This is a genomic window from Klebsiella sp. CN_Kp075 (assembly GCF_040065055.2).
GTDB lineage: Bacteria > Pseudomonadota > Gammaproteobacteria > Enterobacterales > Enterobacteriaceae > Klebsiella > Klebsiella aerogenes.
On sequence record NZ_CM198050.1, the window covers coordinates 321,009 to 338,026 of the forward strand.

Sequence of the window (17,018 nt, forward strand, 5' to 3'; positions counted from 1 at the left end):
CTGAAAAATAGAGATTTTAATCATAATTCAGGTAAAAAACCGCGCTAAACCATTAAACTTCATGGTAAAAATGGCGTTGTTTAATAAAAGCACAGAATGCTTTTTAACCATAAAAATACAAAACATTTACACCACATCACGAACGGGGTTCTGAAGCATGAAAAGGAACGCGAAAACGATCGTCGCGGGAGTCGTTGCATTAGCGATTTCCCACGCGGCGATGGCAAAGGATATTAAAGTCGCCGTCGTCGGCGCGATGTCTGGCCCGGTTGCCCAGTGGGGCGATATGGAATTCAACGGCGCGCGCCAGGCGATTAAAGACATTAACGCCAGCGGCGGCATTAAAGGCGACAAACTGGTTGGCGTTGAGTATGACGACGCCTGCGACCCGAAACAGGCGGTCGCGGTCGCTAACAAAATCGTCAATGACGGCATTCAGTACGTTATTGGTCACCTGTGTTCCTCTTCTACCCAGCCGGCTTCGGATATCTATGAAGACGAAGGTATCCTGATGATCTCCCCCGGGGCGACCAACCCTGAGCTGACCCAGCGTGGCTACCAGTACATCATGCGTACCGCCGGGCTTGACTCTTCCCAGGGGCCGACCGCCGCGAAATATATCCTCGAACACGTGAAGCCGCAGCGTATTGCGATTATTCATGACAAGCAGCAGTACGGCGAAGGGCTGGCGCGTTCCGTGCAGGACAACCTGAAGAAAGCCGGCGCCAATATCGTCTTCTTTGATGGCATCACCGCCGGTGAGAAAGACTTCTCCGCGCTGCTGGCGCGCCTGAAGAAAGAGAACATCGACTTCGTCTACTACGGCGGCTACTACCCGGAAATGGGGCAGATGCTGCGCCAGGCGCGCTCCGTCGGCCTGAAAACGCAGTTTATGGGGCCGGAAGGCGTCGGTAACGCCTCGCTGTCCAACATCGCCGGCGCGGCGGCGGAAGGTATGCTGGTGACGATGCCAAAACGCTATGACCAGGATCCGGCCAACAGCGCTATTGTTGATGCGCTGAAAGCGGATAAAAAAGATCCGAGCGGCCCGTACGTCTGGATCACCTATGCCGCCGTTCAGTCGCTGGCGCAGGCGATGGACAGAACCGGCAGCCAGCAGCCGCTGGATTTAATTAAAGATTTGAAAGCTCACGGCGCGAAGACCGTGATTGGGCCGCTGAAATGGGATGAAAAAGGCGATCTGAAGGGATTTGAATTTGGTGTCTTCCAGTGGCACGCGGATGGTTCATCCACCGTCGCTAAGTAAGACGCGTTATCCCACCGCCCGCACCGCGCGGGCGGCATGAAAAAGGTTACCTTATGTCCGAGCAGTTTCTCTATTTTCTGCAGCAGATGTTTAACGGCGTCACGCTGGGCAGTACCTATGCGCTGATCGCCATCGGCTATACGATGGTGTACGGCATTATCGGCATGATTAACTTCGCCCACGGCGAGGTCTACATGATCGGCAGCTACGTCTCGTTCATGATTATCGCCGCCCTGATGATGCTGGGGATCGATACCGGCTGGCTGCTGGTCGCCGCAGGCTTTGTTGGCGCTATCATTATCGCCAGCGCCTACGGCTGGAGTATCGAACGCGTGGCCTATCGTCCGGTACGCAGCTCCAAGCGCCTGATCGCGCTGATTTCCGCCATCGGGATGTCGATATTCCTGCAGAACTTTGTCAGCCTGACCGAAGGCTCGCGCGATGTCGCGCTGCCGAGTCTCTTTAACGGCCAGTGGATTGTCGGCCACAGCGATAATTTCTCCGCCACTATCACTACCATGCAGCTGGTCATCTGGGTCGTTACCTTTATCGCCATGCTGGCGCTGACGCTGTTTATTCGCTATTCGCGAATGGGCCGCGCCTGCCGCGCCTGTGCGGAAGATCTGAAAATGGCGAGCCTGCTGGGCATCAATACCGACCGCGTTATTGCGCTGACCTTCGTCATTGGCGCAGCGATGGCGGCGGTCGCGGGCGTCCTGCTGGGGCAGTTCTACGGCGTAATTAACCCCTACATCGGCTTTATGGCCGGGATGAAGGCCTTTACCGCAGCTGTGCTCGGCGGTATCGGCAGTATCCCTGGCGCGATGATCGGCGGCCTGATTCTGGGTATCGCCGAGGCGCTCTCTTCTGCCTATCTCAGCACCGAATATAAGGACGTCGTCTCCTTCGCGCTGCTGATTCTGGTGCTGTTAGTGATGCCGACCGGCATTCTGGGCCGCCCGGAGGTAGAAAAAGTATGAAACCGATGCAAATTGCGATGGCGCTGCTTTCCGCCGCGATGTTCTTTGTTCTGGCTGGCGTCTTTATGGGCGTGCAGCTGGAGCTGAATGGCACCAAACTGGTGGTCGACACCGCCGCCGATATTCGTTGGCAGTGGATCTTCATCGGCACCGCGGTGGTCTTTTTCTTCCAGCTGCTGCGCCCGCTGTTCCAGAAAGCGGTTAAGAACGTCTCCGGGCCGAAATTTATTATGCCGGCGATTGACGGGTCGACGGTCAAGCAGAAGCTGTTCCTGATAGCCCTGCTGGTGATTGCCGTGGCCTGGCCGTTTATGGTGTCGCGCGGCACGGTGGATATCGCGACTCTGACGATGATTTATATCATCCTTGGTCTCGGGTTGAACGTGGTGGTTGGGCTTTCCGGTCTGCTGGTATTGGGCTACGGCGGGTTTTACGCCATCGGCGCCTATACCTTTGCGCTGCTTAACCACTATTACGGTCTCGGTTTCTGGACCTGTCTGCCGCTGGCCGGCCTGGTCTCCGCGGCGGCCGGCTTCCTGCTTGGCTTCCCGGTGCTGCGTCTGCGCGGCGACTACCTGGCGATTGTGACCTTAGGCTTCGGCGAGATCGTGCGCATTCTGCTGCTCAACAATACCGAGATCACCGGCGGGCCGAACGGTATCAGCCAGATCCCGAAACCGACTTTCTTTGGTCTTGAATTTAGCCGTACCGCCCGTGAAGGCGGCTGGGATACCTTCAGCAACTTCTTCGGTCTGAAGTACGATCCCAGCGATAGGGTGATTTTCCTCTATCTGGTAGCGTTGCTGCTGGTGGTGCTCAGCCTGTTCGTTATTAACCGTCTGCTGCGGATGCCGCTCGGGCGGGCATGGGAAGCGCTGCGTGAAGATGAAATCGCCTGCCGTTCGCTGGGCCTGAGCCCGACGCGCATCAAGCTGACCGCCTTTACTATCAGCGCCGCGTTTGCCGGCTTCGCCGGCACGCTGTTCGCCGCGCGCCAGGGCTTCGTGAGCCCGGAGTCCTTTACCTTCGCCGAGTCGGCCTTTGTGCTGGCGATCGTGGTGCTGGGTGGGATGGGCTCGCAGTTTGCGGTGATCCTGGCGGCTATTCTGCTGGTGGTATCGCGCGAGCTGATGCGTGATTTCAACGAATACAGTATGTTAATGCTCGGTGGGTTGATGGTGCTGATGATGATCTGGCGTCCGCAGGGGCTGCTGCCGATGACGCGCCCGCAGCTGAAGCTGAAAAACGGTCAGGCGAAAGGAGAGCAGGCATGAGTCAGCCAATATTATCCGTGAACGGCCTGATGATGCGTTTTGGCGGCCTGCTGGCGGTCAATAACGTCTCCCTTGAGCTACGTCCGCAGGAAATCGTTTCCTTAATCGGCCCGAACGGCGCGGGTAAGACCACCGTTTTTAACTGCCTGACCGGTTTCTATAAACCTACCGGCGGCACCATTATGCTGCGCGACCAGCACCTGGAAGGGCTGCCGGGCCAGCAGATTGCGCGAATGGGGGTGGTGCGAACCTTCCAGCACGTGCGTCTGTTCCGCGAAATGACGGTGATTGAAAACCTACTGGTGGCGCAGCATCAACAGCTGAAAACCGGCGTCTTCTCCGGCCTGCTGAAAACGCCGGCCTTCCGTCGCGCGCAGAGCGAAGCGCTGGATCGGGCCGCCACCTGGCTTGAGCGTATCGGCCTGCTGGAGCACGCCAACCGCCAGGCCAGTAACCTGGCCTACGGCGACCAGCGCCGGCTGGAGATCGCCCGCTGTATGGTGACGCAGCCGGAGATCCTGATGCTTGATGAACCGGCGGCGGGGCTTAACCCGAAAGAGACCAAAGAGCTGGATGAGCTTATCGCCGAGCTGCGTAGCCATCACAACACCACCATCCTGCTTATCGAACATGATATGAAGCTGGTGATGGGCATTTCCGATCGCATCTACGTCGTGAACCAGGGGACGCCGCTGGCCAACGGGACGCCGGAAGAGATTCGTAATAACCCGGACGTGATCCGCGCCTATTTAGGTGAAGCATAATGGTGGTGACGCATAAGATGGAAAAAGCGATGTTAACTTTTGACAATGTCAGCGCCCACTACGGCAAGATTCAGGCGCTGCACAACGTCAGCCTGCATATCAAACAGGGTGAGATCGTCACGCTTATCGGCGCTAACGGCGCGGGGAAAACTACCCTGCTCGGTACGCTGTGCGGCGATCCTCGGGCCTCCAGCGGGCGCATTGTCTTTGACGGTAAGGATATTACCGACTGGCAGACGGCGAAAATCATGCGTGAAGCGGTGGCGATCGTGCCGGAAGGGCGACGCGTCTTTTCGCGCATGACGGTGGAAGAGAACCTGGCGATGGGCGGTTTTTTTGCCGACCGCGACCAGTTTCATACCCGCATCAAATGGGTGTATGAGTTGTTCCCGCGTCTGCATGAACGCCGTATTCAGCGCGCCGGCACCATGTCCGGCGGCGAGCAGCAGATGCTGGCGATCGGTCGCGCTCTGATGAGCCAGCCGCGCCTGCTGCTGCTTGATGAGCCTTCATTAGGGCTGGCGCCGATTATCATTCAGCAGATTTTCGACACCATCGAGCAGCTGCGTGAACAGGGGATGACTATCTTCCTGGTTGAGCAGAACGCCAACCAGGCGCTGAAGCTGGCCGATCGCGGCTACGTACTGGAAAACGGTCACGTGGTGCTTGAGGATACCGGCGATGCGCTGTTAGCCAACGAGGCGGTGCGCAGCGCCTATCTCGGCGGTTAGTTCATCGTAACCCGGCGTTGTTCGCTTCGCCGGTTTGTAGCCCGGGCGAGGCGCTTGCGCCGACCCCGGTAGCCGATCGCACGAATACATTTAAAAGAGCCTGTTGGCTCTTTTTTTGTACATGTATGTTGTACAATAAAAGAGTACAGCTTTGGAGGTTTTTATGAGAACGGTTAACTATAGCGAAGCCCGGCAAAATCTGGCCGATGTACTGGAAAGCGCAGTGACAGGTGTGCCTGTGACCATTACCCGTCGTGGGCATAAATCTGCAGTCATCATTAGTGCAGAAGAGTTTGAACGCTACCAGGCGGCCAGAATGGATGATGAGTTCGCGGCTATCATGGCGGTTCATGGTGATGAGATCAGGGAGCTTGCGGATAAATGACGCTGCAGATTATCTCAGCGGAAGAGATAATACAGTTTCACGACAGGCTGCTCCGCGTCACGCCTGGCGTTGCCGGTATGCCCGATCCTGGGCGTGCCGAAGCGATAATGTATAGGGTGCTAAACAAAATTGAATATGAAGGTGTGACAGAAGTGTGGCGACTCGCTGTGATGCATCTGCTGGCGATTTCTCGCGGTCATATATTTAATGATGGTAATAAGCGTACGGCACTGTTTATCACCCTGCTTTTTTTAAAGCGAAATGGAATTATATTGCCGGCGAATCCAGACTTCGTCGGCATGACCGTCGAGGCGACTGCGGGGCAACTTACCCTGGAACAGATTGTCGCGCGCTTGCGTGAATGACGGTTAACTCGTTGCAACCCGGCGGCGCTTCGCTTGGCCGGGCTACCCAAGCCGTTGTAGCCCGGGCGAGGCGCTTGCGCCGACCCCGGGAGCCGATGGCACGAATATTATCCGTGTCTCAGCTCCCACTTTACTTCCCCCATCCTTTCATCGGCTTGTCATCTCTCTGACCCGTTACTATCTTTTTTTTGTAATAAAAAAGTTATTTTTCTGTAATTCGAACATGTCATGTTACCCCGCGAACATAAAACGCGTGAAATCGCGCATCCGGAACAACAAGAGAGATAACCGATGATATCGTTACGACATACAGCTTTAGGACTGGCGCTGAGCCTGGCATTTGCTGGTCAGGCACTGGCAGTAACCACCATCCCTTTCTGGCATTCAATGGAGGGGGAGCTGGGTAAAGAAGTTGATTCTCTGGCGCAACGTTTCAACGCGGCCAATCCTGATTACAAAATTGTTCCGGTGTACAAAGGCAACTACGAACAGAGCCTGAGCGCCGGTATCGCTGCCTTCCGTACCGGCAACGCGCCGGCGATTCTGCAGGTGTATGAAGTTGGTACCGCCACCATGATGGCGTCAAAAGCCATTAAGCCGGTATACCAGGTCTTTAGCGATGCGGGTATTAAGTTCGATGAATCGCAGTTCGTGCCGACGGTGTCCGGTTATTACACCGATTCAAAAACCGGCCATCTGCTCTCCCAGCCGTTTAACAGCTCCACGCCGGTGCTGTACTACAACAAAGACGCCTTCAAGAAAGCGGGCTTAGACCCTGAGCAGCCGCCGAAAACCTGGCAGGATCTGGCGGCCTACACCGCGAAGCTGAAAGCGTCCGGGATGAAGTGCGGCTACGCCAGCGGCTGGCAGGGCTGGATCCAGATTGAAAACTTCAGCGCCTGGCACGGCCTGCCGGTCGCCACGAAAAATAACGGTTTTGACGGCACCGATGCGGTGCTTGAGTTCAACAAGCCGGAGCAGGTGAAACATATCGCCCTGCTCGAAGAGATGAACAAGAAGGGCGATTTCAGCTATTTCGGGCGTAAGGATGAATCCACCGAGAAGTTCTATAACGGCGACTGCGCGATCACTACCGCGTCATCCGGCTCGCTGGCGGATATTCGTCAGTACGCGAAATTCAACTACGGCGTCGGCATGATGCCTTACGACGCCGATGTGAAAGGCGCGCCGCAGAACGCCATTATCGGCGGGGCCAGCCTGTGGGTGATGCAGGGCAAGGACAAAGAGACCTACACCGGCGTGGCGAAGTTCCTCGACTTCCTGACCAAACCGGAAAACGCCGCCGAGTGGCACCAGAAAACCGGCTATCTGCCGATTATCACCGCGGCCTACGATCTGACGCGCCAGCAGGGCTTCTATGATAAGAACCCGGGCGCTGATATCGCCACCCGCCAGATGCTGAATAAGCCGCCGTTGCCGTTCACCAAAGGCCTGCGCCTGGGCAACATGCCGCAAATTCGCACCATCGTCGATGAAGAGCTGGAGAGCGTGTGGACCGGCAAGAAAACCCCGCAACAGGCGCTGGACTCCGCCGTTCAGCGCGGGAATCAACTGCTGCGCCGTTTCGAGCAAGCCACCAAATCGTAATCTGTAACTTGCCCGGTGGCGCTGCGCTTACCGGGCCTACGATGTGCCCTATGTAGGCCGGGTAAGGCGTAGCCGCCACCCGGCATTGTTCAGGAACCAAATCTCAATGTCATCATCCCGTCCGGTATTCCGCTCGCGCTGGCTGCCCTATGTGCTGGTCGCGCCGCAGCTGATTATCACGCTGATTTTCTTTATCTGGCCCGCGGGCGAAGCGCTGTGGTACTCGCTGCAGAGCGTCGATCCGTTTGGCCTTTCCAGCCAGTTTGTCGGCCTGGATAACTTCGTCACGCTGTTCCACGACCCGTACTATCTGGACTCGTTCTGGACGACCATAAAATTCAGCACCCTGGTAACCGTCAGCGGCCTGCTTATTTCGCTGTTTTTTGCCGCGCTGGTCGACTATGTGGTGCGCGGCAGCCGCTTTTATCAAACGCTGATGCTGCTGCCGTATGCCGTGGCCCCCGCTGTCGCGGCGGTGCTGTGGATCTTCCTCTTCAATCCCGGACGCGGGCTGATCACGCATTTCCTTGGCGAATTGGGTTACGACTGGAACCACGCGCAAAACAGCGGCCAGGCGATGTTCCTGGTGGTCTTCGCCTCGGTCTGGAAGCAGATAAGCTACAACTTCCTGTTCTTCTTCGCCGCGCTGCAGTCGATCCCGCGTTCGCTGGTTGAGGCCGCCGCCATCGACGGCGCCGGGCCGATTCGCCGCTTCTTCAAGCTGGCGCTGCCTCTGATTGCGCCGGTGAGCTTCTTCCTGCTGGTGGTCAACCTGGTTTACGCCTTCTTCGACACCTTCCCGGTGATCGATGCCGCCACCGCCGGCGGCCCGGTACAGGCGACCACCACCCTAATCTACAAAATTTATCGCGAAGGTTTCGCCGGGCTCGATCTTTCCGCTTCCGCCGCGCAGTCGGTGGTGCTGATGTTCCTCGTCATTATCCTGACGGTGGTGCAGTTCCGTTACGTTGAAAGTAAGGTGCGTTACCAATGATTGAGAACCGTCGCGGGCTGACGATTTTCAGCCACACGATGCTGATTCTGGGCATTGCCGTCATTTTATTCCCGCTGTACGTCGCCTTCGTGGCGGCGACGCTGGATAACAAATCGGTATTTGAAACGCCGATGACGCTGATCCCCGGCGGACATCTGCTGGAGAACATGAAGACCATCTGGGTGAACGGCGTCGGCGTCAACAGCGCGCCGTTCTGGCTGATGATGCTCAACAGCTTCATCATGGCGTTCGCCATTACGGTCGGCAAAATCGTGGTGTCGATGCTTTCGGCGTTCGCCATCGTGTGGTTCCGCTTTCCGCTGCGTAACCTGTTCTTCTGGATGATCTTTATCACCCTGATGCTGCCGGTCGAGGTGCGTATTTTTCCGACGGTGGAAGTGATCGCCAACCTCAAAATGCTCGACAGCTATGCTGGATTAACGCTGCCGTTAATGGCTTCGGCTACCGCCACCTTCTTGTTCCGCCAGTTCTTTATGACCCTGCCGGACGAGCTGATTGAAGCGGCGCGTATCGATGGCGCTTCGCCGATGCGCTTCTTCCGCGACATCGTGCTGCCGCTGTCGAAAACCAACCTCGCCGCGCTGTTCGTTATCACCTTTATCTACGGCTGGAACCAGTATCTGTGGCCGTTGCTGATTATTCAGGATGTGAATCTTGGCACCGCCGTCGCCGGTATTAAAGGCATGATCGCCACCGGCGAAGGTACTACCCAGTGGAATCAGGTGATGGCGGCGATGCTGCTGACCCTGATCCCGCCGGTCGTCATCGTTTTAGCCATGCAGCGCGCGTTTGTGCGCGGCCTGGTCGATAGTGAGAAATAAAATGGCTGGTTTAAAACTACAGGCAGTAAGCAAAAGCTGGGATGGCAAAACCCAGGTAATTCAACCGCTGACGCTGGACGTGGCGGACGGAGAATTTATCGTCATGGTCGGCCCGTCAGGCTGCGGGAAATCAACGCTGCTGCGGATGGTCGCCGGACTTGAACGGGTGACCAGCGGCGATATCTGGATTGACCGTAAACGGGTGACCGAGATGGAGCCGAAGGATCGCGGCATCGCGATGGTGTTCCAGAACTATGCGCTTTATCCGCATATGAGCGTGGAAGAGAACATGGCGTGGGGGCTGAAGATTCGCGGCATGGGTAAGGGATTGATCGCCGAGCGCGTGCAGGAGGCGGCGCGTATTCTTGAGCTGGATGGCCTGCTCAAGCGCCGCCCGCGGGAACTGTCCGGCGGTCAGCGCCAGCGCGTGGCGATGGGCCGCGCTATCGTGCGTGACCCGGCGGTATTCCTGTTCGACGAACCGTTGTCAAACCTCGACGCCAAGCTGCGCGTGCAGATGCGTCTGGAACTGCAGCAGCTGCATCGGCGCCTGAAAACGACTTCGCTGTATGTCACCCACGATCAGGTCGAAGCGATGACCCTCGCCCAGCGGGTGATGGTGATGAATAAAGGCATTGCCGAGCAGATTGGCACGCCGGTTGAGGTGTATGAAAAGCCAGCCAGCCGCTTTGTGGCGAGCTTTATCGGCAGCCCGGCCATGAATCTACTGGAGGGGCGGGTGAGCGATGACGGCGGCCGCTTTGAGCTGGGAGGCGGTATACAGCTGCCGATGAATCACGAGCATCGGCGCTACGCCGGGCGTAAAATGACTCTCGGTATTCGCCCGGAGCATTTTATTTTAAGCTCGCAGGCGCAAGGCGGCATCCCGCTGCTGATAGATACGCTGGAAATTTTAGGTGCCGATAACCTCGCCCACGGGCGCTGGGGCGAGCAGAAGCTGGTGGTCAGATTGCCGCATCAGCAGCGCCCGGCGGGCGGCAGTACGCTATGGCTGCATCTGCCATTGGAACATCTGCACCTCTTTGATGGTGAAACAGGACAACGCGCATGAGTAACTGGCCTTATCCCCGCATCGTCGCCCATCGCGGCGGCGGTAAACTGGCGCCGGAGAACACCCTGGCGGCTATCGACGTCGGCGCCCGCTACGGGCACACGATGATTGAATTTGACGCCAAGCTGTCGAAGGACGGGCAGATCTTTCTGCTGCATGACGATAATCTCGAACGCACGAGCAATGGCTGGGGCGTGGCGGGCGAGCTGGCGTGGGACGATCTGCTGAAGGTCGATGCCGGCAGCTGGTACAGCCGCGAGTTTAAGGGCGAACCGCTGCCGCTGCTCTCCCAGGTGGCGGAGCGCTGCCGCCGTCACGGCATGATGGCGAATATCGAAATTAAGCCGACGACCGGGCAGGGGCCGCAGACCGGAAAAGTGGTGGCGCTGGCCGCGCGCGATCTGTGGGCCGATATGACCGCGCCGCTACTCTCATCCTTTGAAATTGATGCGCTGGAAGCGGCGCAGGAAGCCGCGCCCGAGCTGCCGCGCGGGCTGCTGCTGGATGAGTGGCGCGATGACTGGCGCGAATTGACCGCCCGGCTGGGCTGCGTGTCAATTCATCTCAATCACAAGCTGCTGGATGCGGCGCGGGTGGCTAGCCTGAAACAGGCCGGCCTGCATATTCTGGTGTATACGGTCAATAAACCCCAGCGCGCCGCCGAGCTGCTGCGCTGGGGCGTAGATTGCATCTGCACCGATGCTATTGACGTCATCGGGCCGAATTTCCAGCCTTAAGACTGATTTGCGGCGGACGATCTTTACGGGTTAGTCTGCCGCAGCATTCCGCCGTTGTTGTTCGGCAGTACCTGCGGCTGCGAATTGAGATTGCCGCCCTGCGCCGCGCGCTGCTGATTGGTCTGCAGCTGATTTTGCAAATGCTGCTGCTGCGTGCGGGTCTGGTTGTTCAGATTCTGCTTCAGCATGCTTTGCTGCTGCTGTTGCTGCACCTTCATCTCATTTTGCATACGCTGCTGGCTGGGCACCACATAACCCGGCTGGTTAGGGTTGTTATCGATGTTGATCGGCTGTGCTAAAACGCCGAGCGGCATCAGCGCCGCCAGGAATAAAATCGCTTTCATTGTTTTCTCCTCCCGTGCGTGGGATCACTTAAGTGTACCTCGAATTCGCCATAACAATGATTTTTTAGGAGTTATCAACCAGGCTTAAGCCGGGAGATAAAACCTACCTTTCAGGAGTAAGACAATGATAAAAACAACAATATGGCGTCAGGTGGTCATCGCAGCGTTACTGGCGGGGGGCAGCTTTACCGTCGCCGCCAATCCGCCGCCCCCGCCGCCGGTCTCGTATGGCGTTGAGGAAGATGTGTTTCACCCGGTGCGCGCCCAGCAGGGGATGGTGGCCTCGGTGGATGCGCTGGCGACCCGCGTCGGCGTAGATATTCTGCGTCAGGGCGGCAACGCCGTCGATGCAGCGGTTGCCGTTGGCTATGCGCTGGCGGTGACGCATCCGCAGGCCGGTAATATCGGCGGCGGCGGGTTTATGATGCTGCGAACTAAAGACGGTAAAACCACGGCGATCGATTTCCGCGAGATGGCCCCGGAACAGGCCACCCGCGATATGTTCCTCGATGAACATGGCAATCCTGACAGTAAAAAATCGCTGACTTCGCATCTCGCTTCCGGCACGCCAGGCAGCGTCGCGGGCTTCTCCCTCGCGCTGGAAAAATACGGCACCATGCCGCTAAACAAAGTGATCCGCCCGGCAATTAAGCTGGCGGAAGAGGGGTTTATCGTTAATGATGCGCTGGCTGACGATCTAAAAACCTACGGTAGCGAAGTGATCCCGCAGCATGAAAACAGCAAAGCGATTTTCTGGAAGAACGGCGAGTCGCTGAAAAAAGGCGACCGGCTGGTGCAAAAGAATCTGGGGAAAAGCCTGGAGCTGATTGCCGAGCACGGCCCGGACGCCTTCTATAAAGGGGCTATCGCCGACCAGATTGCCGGCGAGATGAAAAAACACGGCGGGCTTATCACCAAAGCCGACCTCGCCAACTACAAGGCCGTGGAGCGTACGCCGATTAGCGGTGAATATCGCGGCTATGAGGTCTACTCCATGCCGCCGCCGTCCTCCGGCGGGATCCACATCGTGCAGATCCTCAATATCCTCGAAAACTTCGATATGCAGAAATATGGCTTTGGCAGCGCCGACGCCATGCAGGTAATGGCGGAAGCGGAGAAACACGCCTATGCCGACCGTTCGGAATATCTCGGCGATCCTGACTTCGTCAAAGTGCCGTGGCAGGCGTTGACCAGCAAGGCTTACGCCAAAGCGATAGCCGCCGAGATTGACGTGAACAAGGCAAAGCCTTCCAGCCAGATCCGTCCGGGCAAGCTGGCGCCGTATGAAAGCAACCAGACCACCCACTTCTCGGTGGTCGATAAAGACGGCAATGCGGTGGCGGTCACCTATACGTTGAATACCACCTTTGGCACCGGCATCGTGGCCGGCGACTCCGGAATTATACTCAACAACCAGATGGATGATTTCTCGGCGAAGCCCGGCGTGCCTAACGTTTATGGTTTAGTTGGCGGCGACGCCAATGCGGTAGGGCCGAAAAAGCGCCCTCTGTCGTCGATGTCGCCGACGATTGTGGTGAAAGACGGGAAAACCTGGCTGGTGACCGGTAGCCCGGGCGGTAGCCGTATTATTACCACCGTGCTGCAAATGGTGGTCAACACCATTGATTTCGGGATGAACGTCGCGGAAGCCACCAACGCGCCGCGCTTCCACCACCAGTGGCTGCCGGACGAGCTGCGGGTGGAGAAAGGTTTTAGCCCGGATACCGTGAAATTGCTGGAAGCGAAAGGGCAGAAAGTCGCGCTGAAAGAGGCGATGGGCAGTACCCAGAGCATTATGGTGGGGCCGGATGGTACGCTGTATGGCGCTTCCGATCCGCGTTCGCCCGGTGATTTGACCGCGGGGTATTAAGGTGTTGCCCGGTGGCGCTGCGCTTACCGGGCCTACAATTGTGCGAACGTAGGCCGGGTAAGGCGAAGCCGCCACCCGGCAACACGCTACTTCATTCTCGCCATATAATACGCATCCACATACTCGCCGTTGCGCAATGCGTAACCCTTGGCGGTGCCTTCGATCTCAAAGCCGTACTTCTTATACACAGCGACCGCCGGGGCGTTATCGGCAAAGACGGTGAGTTCGATGCGATCGACCCGCAGCCAGTTGTCGCACATATCAATCATGGTGCGCATCAGCGCGCTGGCGACGCCTCGGTTATGCCAACGTGAATCTACGCTGATACCAAAATCGGCGACGTGGCTACGGCGGGGGCGTTGGACGACGGCAATGCTTAAATGGCCGACGACTTGCCCATCGATACAGGCCACCAGCTGCTTCACGCCGGGAGTATCGGTTAGCCGCTCCCGCCACATATGCTCGGATGGATGAGGAACCTGTAGCGTGTTGTGATACACCTCCGGCTGGGCGTGAATTTGACGAATCGCGTCAACATCTTTCGGTTCAGCATGGCGTATCACGATGTCACTCATTCCTTGTTCCTCATTCAGGTGAAAAGTCCCATTAAACATCACTGACTACGGCGTTTGAGTCAACACGCATTATTTGCAAAAAAAACGTAGACAAGTGCGAATGAGAATGATTATTATTGTCCTGCATTCAGGGGGACCCGTGCGGAAAGCCTGAAAGCACGACATTGCTCACATTGCTTCCAGTATTACTTTAGCCAGCCGGGTGCTGGCTTTTTTTTTGCGTCAATTCAGGCGTGTTGCGATTTGGCGGATTTCACCGCTTCTTCTGCGATCAGGCCGACGATATTGTTTTTATTTTTGCTCTCCACGGTGGCCAATACCTCCGCGCTGCCGGTAAACAGGCCTCCCTTTTTAATCGCCAGCGTGCGATAGGCAAGGGTGCCGTCGAGGTTGCCATGTTCCTCAATAGCGATGCTATCGCCACGGCACTGGCCGTGTACCTTGCCGTCGACGATCAGCTCCCGGCAGCTGATATTGCCCTCCACGTGACCCTCGCGCATCACCTTAATCAGATGTTCTTTGGCCTCAATGTTGCCGGTGACCTGGCCATGGATATAGACATGACCGCAGGCGACGATATTGCCGACAAAATGCACCCCGCTGGCGATCACGGTGGTTTCCTGTTTTTTGACGCTTGCCGTTTCCGGTTCTGCTGCCGCCACGGTTGGCGCAGCGACTTCAGCAGCCTGCGCTTCGGTTTTATTTTTCTTCATAAACATAGCGTTAATTTTTTCCCGTTGGGTATGAGTAAGGAAAGCGAAGAGGGTACAGGCGGCCGCCAGGCGCGCCAGCGCGGTCTCATCGCTAAACCAGGCGATCAGGGCGAGAAGCCAGAAAAAAATGGCGCAGTTTATGGCGAGATACTTTTTTTCCATCAGCAGCGGCTGGCTACTCCGTTAGTCTTTAGCAACGTCCTGGTTTTGCCCTTCACTTATCCGCAGTTTCGTCATTGGAATCAAGACTTTCTGTTGAAAAATAGCGTTTTAATGACTTATTAATCAATCTCTTATTAAAAATTACGTATGAGTGATAACCGAAATATTTTGCCGGTGAATTTTCCTGCTCAGAGGAAAAGGAGGATGAAGTGAGCCGCCTGCTTGCGCTATGGTTAAAGGCAGCACATCAACTAAGGACAGCGTTATGATTCTGCACTGCGCATTTATTGGCTTTGGTAAAAGCACGACCCGCTACCATCTTCCTTACGTCCTGCATCGCAAAGACCGCTGGCACGTCGCGCATATTTATCGCCGCAGCGCCAGGCCGGAAGAACAGGCGCCGGCGTATTCCCATATCCACTTCACCAGCGACCTCGATGAAGTGCTGAATGACCCGCAGGTCAAACTGGTAGTGGTCTGCACCCATGCTGATAGCCACTTCGAATACGCGAAGCGGGCGCTGGAAGCCGGGAAAAACGTACTGGTTGAAAAACCCTTCACCCCGACGCTTGCAGAGGCGAAGACCCTGTTCGCGCTGGCGAAAAGCAAAGGGTTGACGGTGACGCCTTACCAGAACCGCCGCTTCGATTCCTGTTTCCTGACCACCAAAAAGGTGATTGAAAGCGGGAAGCTCGGCGAACTGGTGGAAATTGAAAGTCATTTTGATAACTACCGACCGGTGGCGGAAACCATCCAGGGGGGACCGCAAAGCGGCGATTTCTACGGTCTCGGCGTACATACCATGGATCAGATCATTTCGCTGTTTGGTCGCCCGGATCATGTTGCCTACGATCTGCGCTCACTTCGTAATAAAGCCAATCCCGATGACACGTTTGAAGCTCAACTGTTTTATGGCGACCTGAAAGCGATCGTCAAAACCAGCCACCTGGTGCAGATTGACTACCCGAAATTTATCGTTCATGGGCATAAAGGCTCGTTTGTGAAATACGGTATTGACCAGCAGGAGACCAGCCTGAAGGCCAACATTATGCCGGGCGATGCGGGGTTCGGCGCCGATGACAGCGTGGGGCAACTGGTCTACATCAACGAGGCGGGCGTGGCGGTACGTGAAGAGGTGCCGCTGGAAACCGGCGACTACGGACGAGTGTATGACGCGCTGTATGACACCCTCGTTAACGGCCAGCCGAATTACGTCAAGGAATCTGAAGTTCTCACCAATATGGAGATTCTGCAGCGCGGCTTTGAACAGCCTTCTCCGGCCACCATTACCCTCGCGAAATAAGAAACTCTGGCTCCTCGGCGCTTGTTCATATTTTTTGAACAGAGGAGTCAATTTTCACCCTCTATGATCGCCGGCGGAATGGGTCCACACTTACTCCATCGAAAACATACGGGGGTGCAACATGATCTACTTACGCAAAGCTAACGAACGTGGCCACGCTAACCATGGCTGGCTGGATTCCTGGCATACTTTCTCTTTCGCCAACTACTACGACCCGAACTTTATGGGTTTCTCCGCGCTGCGCGTGATTAACGATGACGTAATCGACGCCGGCCAGGGGTTTGGCACCCACCCGCACAAAGACATGGAAATCCTGACTTATGTGCTGGAAGGGGCGGTTGAGCACCAGGACAGCATGGGTAACAAAGAGCAGGTTCCGGCCGGCGAGTTCCAGATCATGAGCGCGGGTACCGGCGTGCGTCACTCTGAGTACAACCCGAGCAGCACCGACCGCCTGCGTTTGTATCAGATCTGGATTATTCCAGAAGAAACCGGCATTACGCCGCGCTACGAGCAGCGCCGCTTTGATGCCGCGCAGGGCAAACAGCTGGTGCTGTCGCCAGATGCGCGCGAGGGTTCGCTGAAAGTGTACCAGGATATGGAGCTGTATCGCTGGGCGCTGCTGAAAGATGAGCAGTCGGTTCACCAGATTGCCGCGGAACGTCGCGTGTGGATCCAGGTAGTGAAAGGCGAAGTGACGATTAACGGCACCAAAGCCACCACCAGCGATGGTCTGGCGATTTGGGACGAGCAGGCGATTTCGGTTCACGCCGACAGCGATAGCGAAATATTGCTGTTCGATCTGCCGCCGGTTTGATACGCGTCATCCTTCAAGCCGCATTTTTGTTGGCTCTCCTCACTCACCCCGGTCGCGTACCCTTTGTACGCTTCCGGGGATTAAATGAGGGACATCCCTGTCCCTCACCGAAGGCAGCCTTTGGCTGTTCAAATTCGTTACTGCGAATTTGTCGTGCGTTGCCGCCTTAATGCAACTTGAATGATTTTGCGTATTAACTCTAAATAAATCTTTTG

The 17,018-nt window shown here is 56.5% G+C and carries 18 protein-coding genes; 15 read left to right on the forward strand and 3 right to left on the reverse strand.

Annotated elements, in window-relative coordinates:
- The first annotated feature begins 157 nt into the window (after positions 1-157).
- The 12 genes from livK (at position 158) to ugpQ (ending at position 11,019) form a co-directional block, all read left to right on the forward strand.
- Entirely contained in the window at positions 158-1,267 is a 1,110-nt protein-coding gene (livK, locus tag ABLV78_RS01495) for a high-affinity branched-chain amino acid ABC transporter substrate-binding protein LivK (RefSeq protein WP_045394819.1), read from the forward strand.
- Between the two features lie 53 nt (positions 1,268-1,320).
- Positions 1,321-2,247, forward strand: coding sequence for a high-affinity branched-chain amino acid ABC transporter permease LivH (gene livH / locus ABLV78_RS01500; protein WP_047047924.1), 927 nt, complete (start codon positions 1,321-1,323; stop codon positions 2,245-2,247).
- Complete coding sequence (livM, locus tag ABLV78_RS01505; protein ID WP_015369324.1) at positions 2,244-3,521, forward strand: branched chain amino acid ABC transporter permease LivM; 1,278 nt, start codon at positions 2,244-2,246, stop codon at positions 3,519-3,521. Before livH ends, livM begins: the two co-directional genes overlap by 4 nt.
- Complete coding sequence (livG, locus tag ABLV78_RS01510) at positions 3,518-4,285, forward strand: high-affinity branched-chain amino acid ABC transporter ATP-binding protein LivG (protein WP_015369325.1); 768 nt, start codon at positions 3,518-3,520, stop codon at positions 4,283-4,285. Before livM ends, livG begins: the two co-directional genes overlap by 4 nt.
- A gap of 17 nt (positions 4,286-4,302) precedes the next feature.
- A complete protein-coding gene (gene livF / locus ABLV78_RS01515; protein ID WP_086538103.1) occupies positions 4,303-5,016 on the forward strand; it encodes a high-affinity branched-chain amino acid ABC transporter ATP-binding protein LivF in 714 nt (237 codons plus the stop codon).
- A 163-nt stretch (positions 5,017-5,179) separates the two neighbouring features.
- A complete protein-coding gene (locus tag ABLV78_RS01520; RefSeq protein WP_004174006.1) occupies positions 5,180-5,401 on the forward strand; it encodes a type II toxin-antitoxin system Phd/YefM family antitoxin in 222 nt (73 codons plus the stop codon).
- Positions 5,398-5,766 carry a type II toxin-antitoxin system death-on-curing family toxin gene (locus tag ABLV78_RS01525; protein ID WP_047047927.1) on the forward strand — a complete coding sequence of 123 codons (369 nt, stop codon included), beginning with the start codon at positions 5,398-5,400 and terminating at the stop codon, positions 5,764-5,766. The genes ABLV78_RS01520 and ABLV78_RS01525 overlap by 4 nt, the downstream gene beginning before the upstream one ends.
- Positions 5,767-6,057: 291 nt before the next feature.
- Positions 6,058-7,374, forward strand: coding sequence for a sn-glycerol-3-phosphate ABC transporter substrate-binding protein UgpB (ugpB, locus tag ABLV78_RS01530; protein WP_047047930.1), 1,317 nt, complete (start codon positions 6,058-6,060; stop codon positions 7,372-7,374).
- A gap of 106 nt (positions 7,375-7,480) precedes the next feature.
- The gene (ugpA, locus tag ABLV78_RS01535) at positions 7,481-8,368 is read left to right on the forward strand and encodes a sn-glycerol-3-phosphate ABC transporter permease UgpA (RefSeq protein ID WP_015369328.1); all 888 of its coding nucleotides are present in this window, start codon (positions 7,481-7,483) and stop codon (positions 8,366-8,368) included.
- Positions 8,365-9,210 (forward strand): sn-glycerol-3-phosphate ABC transporter permease UgpE, encoded by an 846-nt coding sequence (gene ugpE / locus ABLV78_RS01540; protein ID WP_015369329.1) that lies wholly within the window; start codon positions 8,365-8,367, stop codon positions 9,208-9,210. Before ugpA ends, ugpE begins: the two co-directional genes overlap by 4 nt.
- A gap of 1 nt (position 9,211) precedes the next feature.
- The gene (locus ABLV78_RS01545; protein ID WP_047047932.1) at positions 9,212-10,282 is read left to right on the forward strand and encodes a sn-glycerol-3-phosphate import ATP-binding protein UgpC; all 1,071 of its coding nucleotides are present in this window, start codon (positions 9,212-9,214) and stop codon (positions 10,280-10,282) included.
- Positions 10,279-11,019: a glycerophosphodiester phosphodiesterase gene (ugpQ, locus tag ABLV78_RS01550; protein ID WP_020077771.1), complete on the forward strand. Its 741-nt coding sequence runs from the start codon at positions 10,279-10,281 to the stop codon at positions 11,017-11,019. The genes ABLV78_RS01545 and ugpQ overlap by 4 nt, the downstream gene beginning before the upstream one ends.
- A 23-nt stretch (positions 11,020-11,042) precedes the next feature.
- On the opposite strand, the gene ABLV78_RS01555 is transcribed toward ugpQ, so the two are convergent.
- The gene (locus tag ABLV78_RS01555; protein WP_045375783.1) at positions 11,043-11,363 is read right to left on the reverse strand and encodes a DUF2756 family protein; all 321 of its coding nucleotides are present in this window, start codon (positions 11,361-11,363) and stop codon (positions 11,043-11,045) included.
- 124 nt (positions 11,364-11,487) lie between these two features.
- Between ABLV78_RS01555 and ggt the strand changes: the two genes are divergently transcribed.
- Positions 11,488-13,233 carry a gamma-glutamyltransferase gene (gene ggt, locus ABLV78_RS01560; protein ID WP_047047934.1) on the forward strand — a complete coding sequence of 582 codons (1,746 nt, stop codon included), beginning with the start codon at positions 11,488-11,490 and terminating at the stop codon, positions 13,231-13,233.
- 86 nt (positions 13,234-13,319) lie between these two features.
- Here the strand turns inward: ggt and yhhY are convergent, their stop codons facing one another.
- Both yhhY and ABLV78_RS01570 read right to left on the reverse strand, forming a co-directional pair.
- Positions 13,320-13,808 (reverse strand): N-acetyltransferase, encoded by a 489-nt coding sequence (gene yhhY, locus ABLV78_RS01565; protein WP_045394825.1) that lies wholly within the window; start codon positions 13,806-13,808, stop codon positions 13,320-13,322.
- Between the two features lie 227 nt (positions 13,809-14,035).
- Complete coding sequence (locus tag ABLV78_RS01570) at positions 14,036-14,683, reverse strand: bactofilin family protein (protein ID WP_047047937.1); 648 nt, start codon at positions 14,681-14,683, stop codon at positions 14,036-14,038.
- A 265-nt stretch (positions 14,684-14,948) separates the two neighbouring features.
- On the opposite strand from ABLV78_RS01570, the gene ABLV78_RS01575 reads away from it, so the two are divergent.
- Both ABLV78_RS01575 and ABLV78_RS01580 read left to right on the forward strand, forming a co-directional pair.
- Positions 14,949-15,986: an oxidoreductase gene (locus ABLV78_RS01575; RefSeq protein ID WP_047048059.1), complete on the forward strand. Its 1,038-nt coding sequence runs from the start codon at positions 14,949-14,951 to the stop codon at positions 15,984-15,986.
- Positions 15,987-16,107: 121 nt separating this feature from the next.
- Positions 16,108-16,803, forward strand: a complete 696-nt coding sequence (locus tag ABLV78_RS01580; protein WP_045394827.1) for a pirin family protein — start codon at positions 16,108-16,110, stop codon at positions 16,801-16,803.
- Positions 16,804-17,018 lie beyond the last annotated feature (215 nt).

Excerpts from the sequence above, each read along its gene's own strand:
- livK (WP_045394819.1), top strand. The coding sequence starts at position 158 with ATGAAAAGGAACGCGAAAACGATCGTCGCGGGAGTCGTTGCATTAGCG.
- livH (WP_047047924.1), top strand. The coding sequence starts at position 1,321 with ATGTCCGAGCAGTTTCTCTATTTTCTGCAGCAGATGTTTAACGGCGTC.
- livM (WP_015369324.1), top strand. The coding sequence starts at position 2,244 with ATGAAACCGATGCAAATTGCGATGGCGCTGCTTTCCGCCGCGATGTTC.
- livG (WP_015369325.1), top strand. The coding sequence starts at position 3,518 with ATGAGTCAGCCAATATTATCCGTGAACGGCCTGATGATGCGTTTTGGC.
- livF (WP_086538103.1), top strand. The coding sequence starts at position 4,303 with ATGGAAAAAGCGATGTTAACTTTTGACAATGTCAGCGCCCACTACGGC.
- ABLV78_RS01520 (WP_004174006.1), top strand. The coding sequence starts at position 5,180 with ATGAGAACGGTTAACTATAGCGAAGCCCGGCAAAATCTGGCCGATGTA.
- ABLV78_RS01525 (WP_047047927.1), top strand. The coding sequence starts at position 5,398 with ATGACGCTGCAGATTATCTCAGCGGAAGAGATAATACAGTTTCACGAC.
- ugpB (WP_047047930.1), top strand. The coding sequence starts at position 6,058 with ATGATATCGTTACGACATACAGCTTTAGGACTGGCGCTGAGCCTGGCA.
- ugpA (WP_015369328.1), top strand. The coding sequence starts at position 7,481 with ATGTCATCATCCCGTCCGGTATTCCGCTCGCGCTGGCTGCCCTATGTG.
- ugpE (WP_015369329.1), top strand. The coding sequence starts at position 8,365 with ATGATTGAGAACCGTCGCGGGCTGACGATTTTCAGCCACACGATGCTG.
- ABLV78_RS01545 (WP_047047932.1), top strand. The coding sequence starts at position 9,212 with ATGGCTGGTTTAAAACTACAGGCAGTAAGCAAAAGCTGGGATGGCAAA.
- ugpQ (WP_020077771.1), top strand. The coding sequence starts at position 10,279 with ATGAGTAACTGGCCTTATCCCCGCATCGTCGCCCATCGCGGCGGCGGT.
- ABLV78_RS01555 (WP_045375783.1), bottom strand. The coding sequence starts at position 11,363 with ATGAAAGCGATTTTATTCCTGGCGGCGCTGATGCCGCTCGGCGTTTTA.
- ggt (WP_047047934.1), top strand. The coding sequence starts at position 11,488 with ATGATAAAAACAACAATATGGCGTCAGGTGGTCATCGCAGCGTTACTG.
- yhhY (WP_045394825.1), bottom strand. The coding sequence starts at position 13,808 with ATGAGTGACATCGTGATACGCCATGCTGAACCGAAAGATGTTGACGCG.
- ABLV78_RS01570 (WP_047047937.1), bottom strand. The coding sequence starts at position 14,683 with ATGGAAAAAAAGTATCTCGCCATAAACTGCGCCATTTTTTTCTGGCTT.
- ABLV78_RS01575 (WP_047048059.1), top strand. The coding sequence starts at position 14,949 with ATGATTCTGCACTGCGCATTTATTGGCTTTGGTAAAAGCACGACCCGC.
- ABLV78_RS01580 (WP_045394827.1), top strand. The coding sequence starts at position 16,108 with ATGATCTACTTACGCAAAGCTAACGAACGTGGCCACGCTAACCATGGC.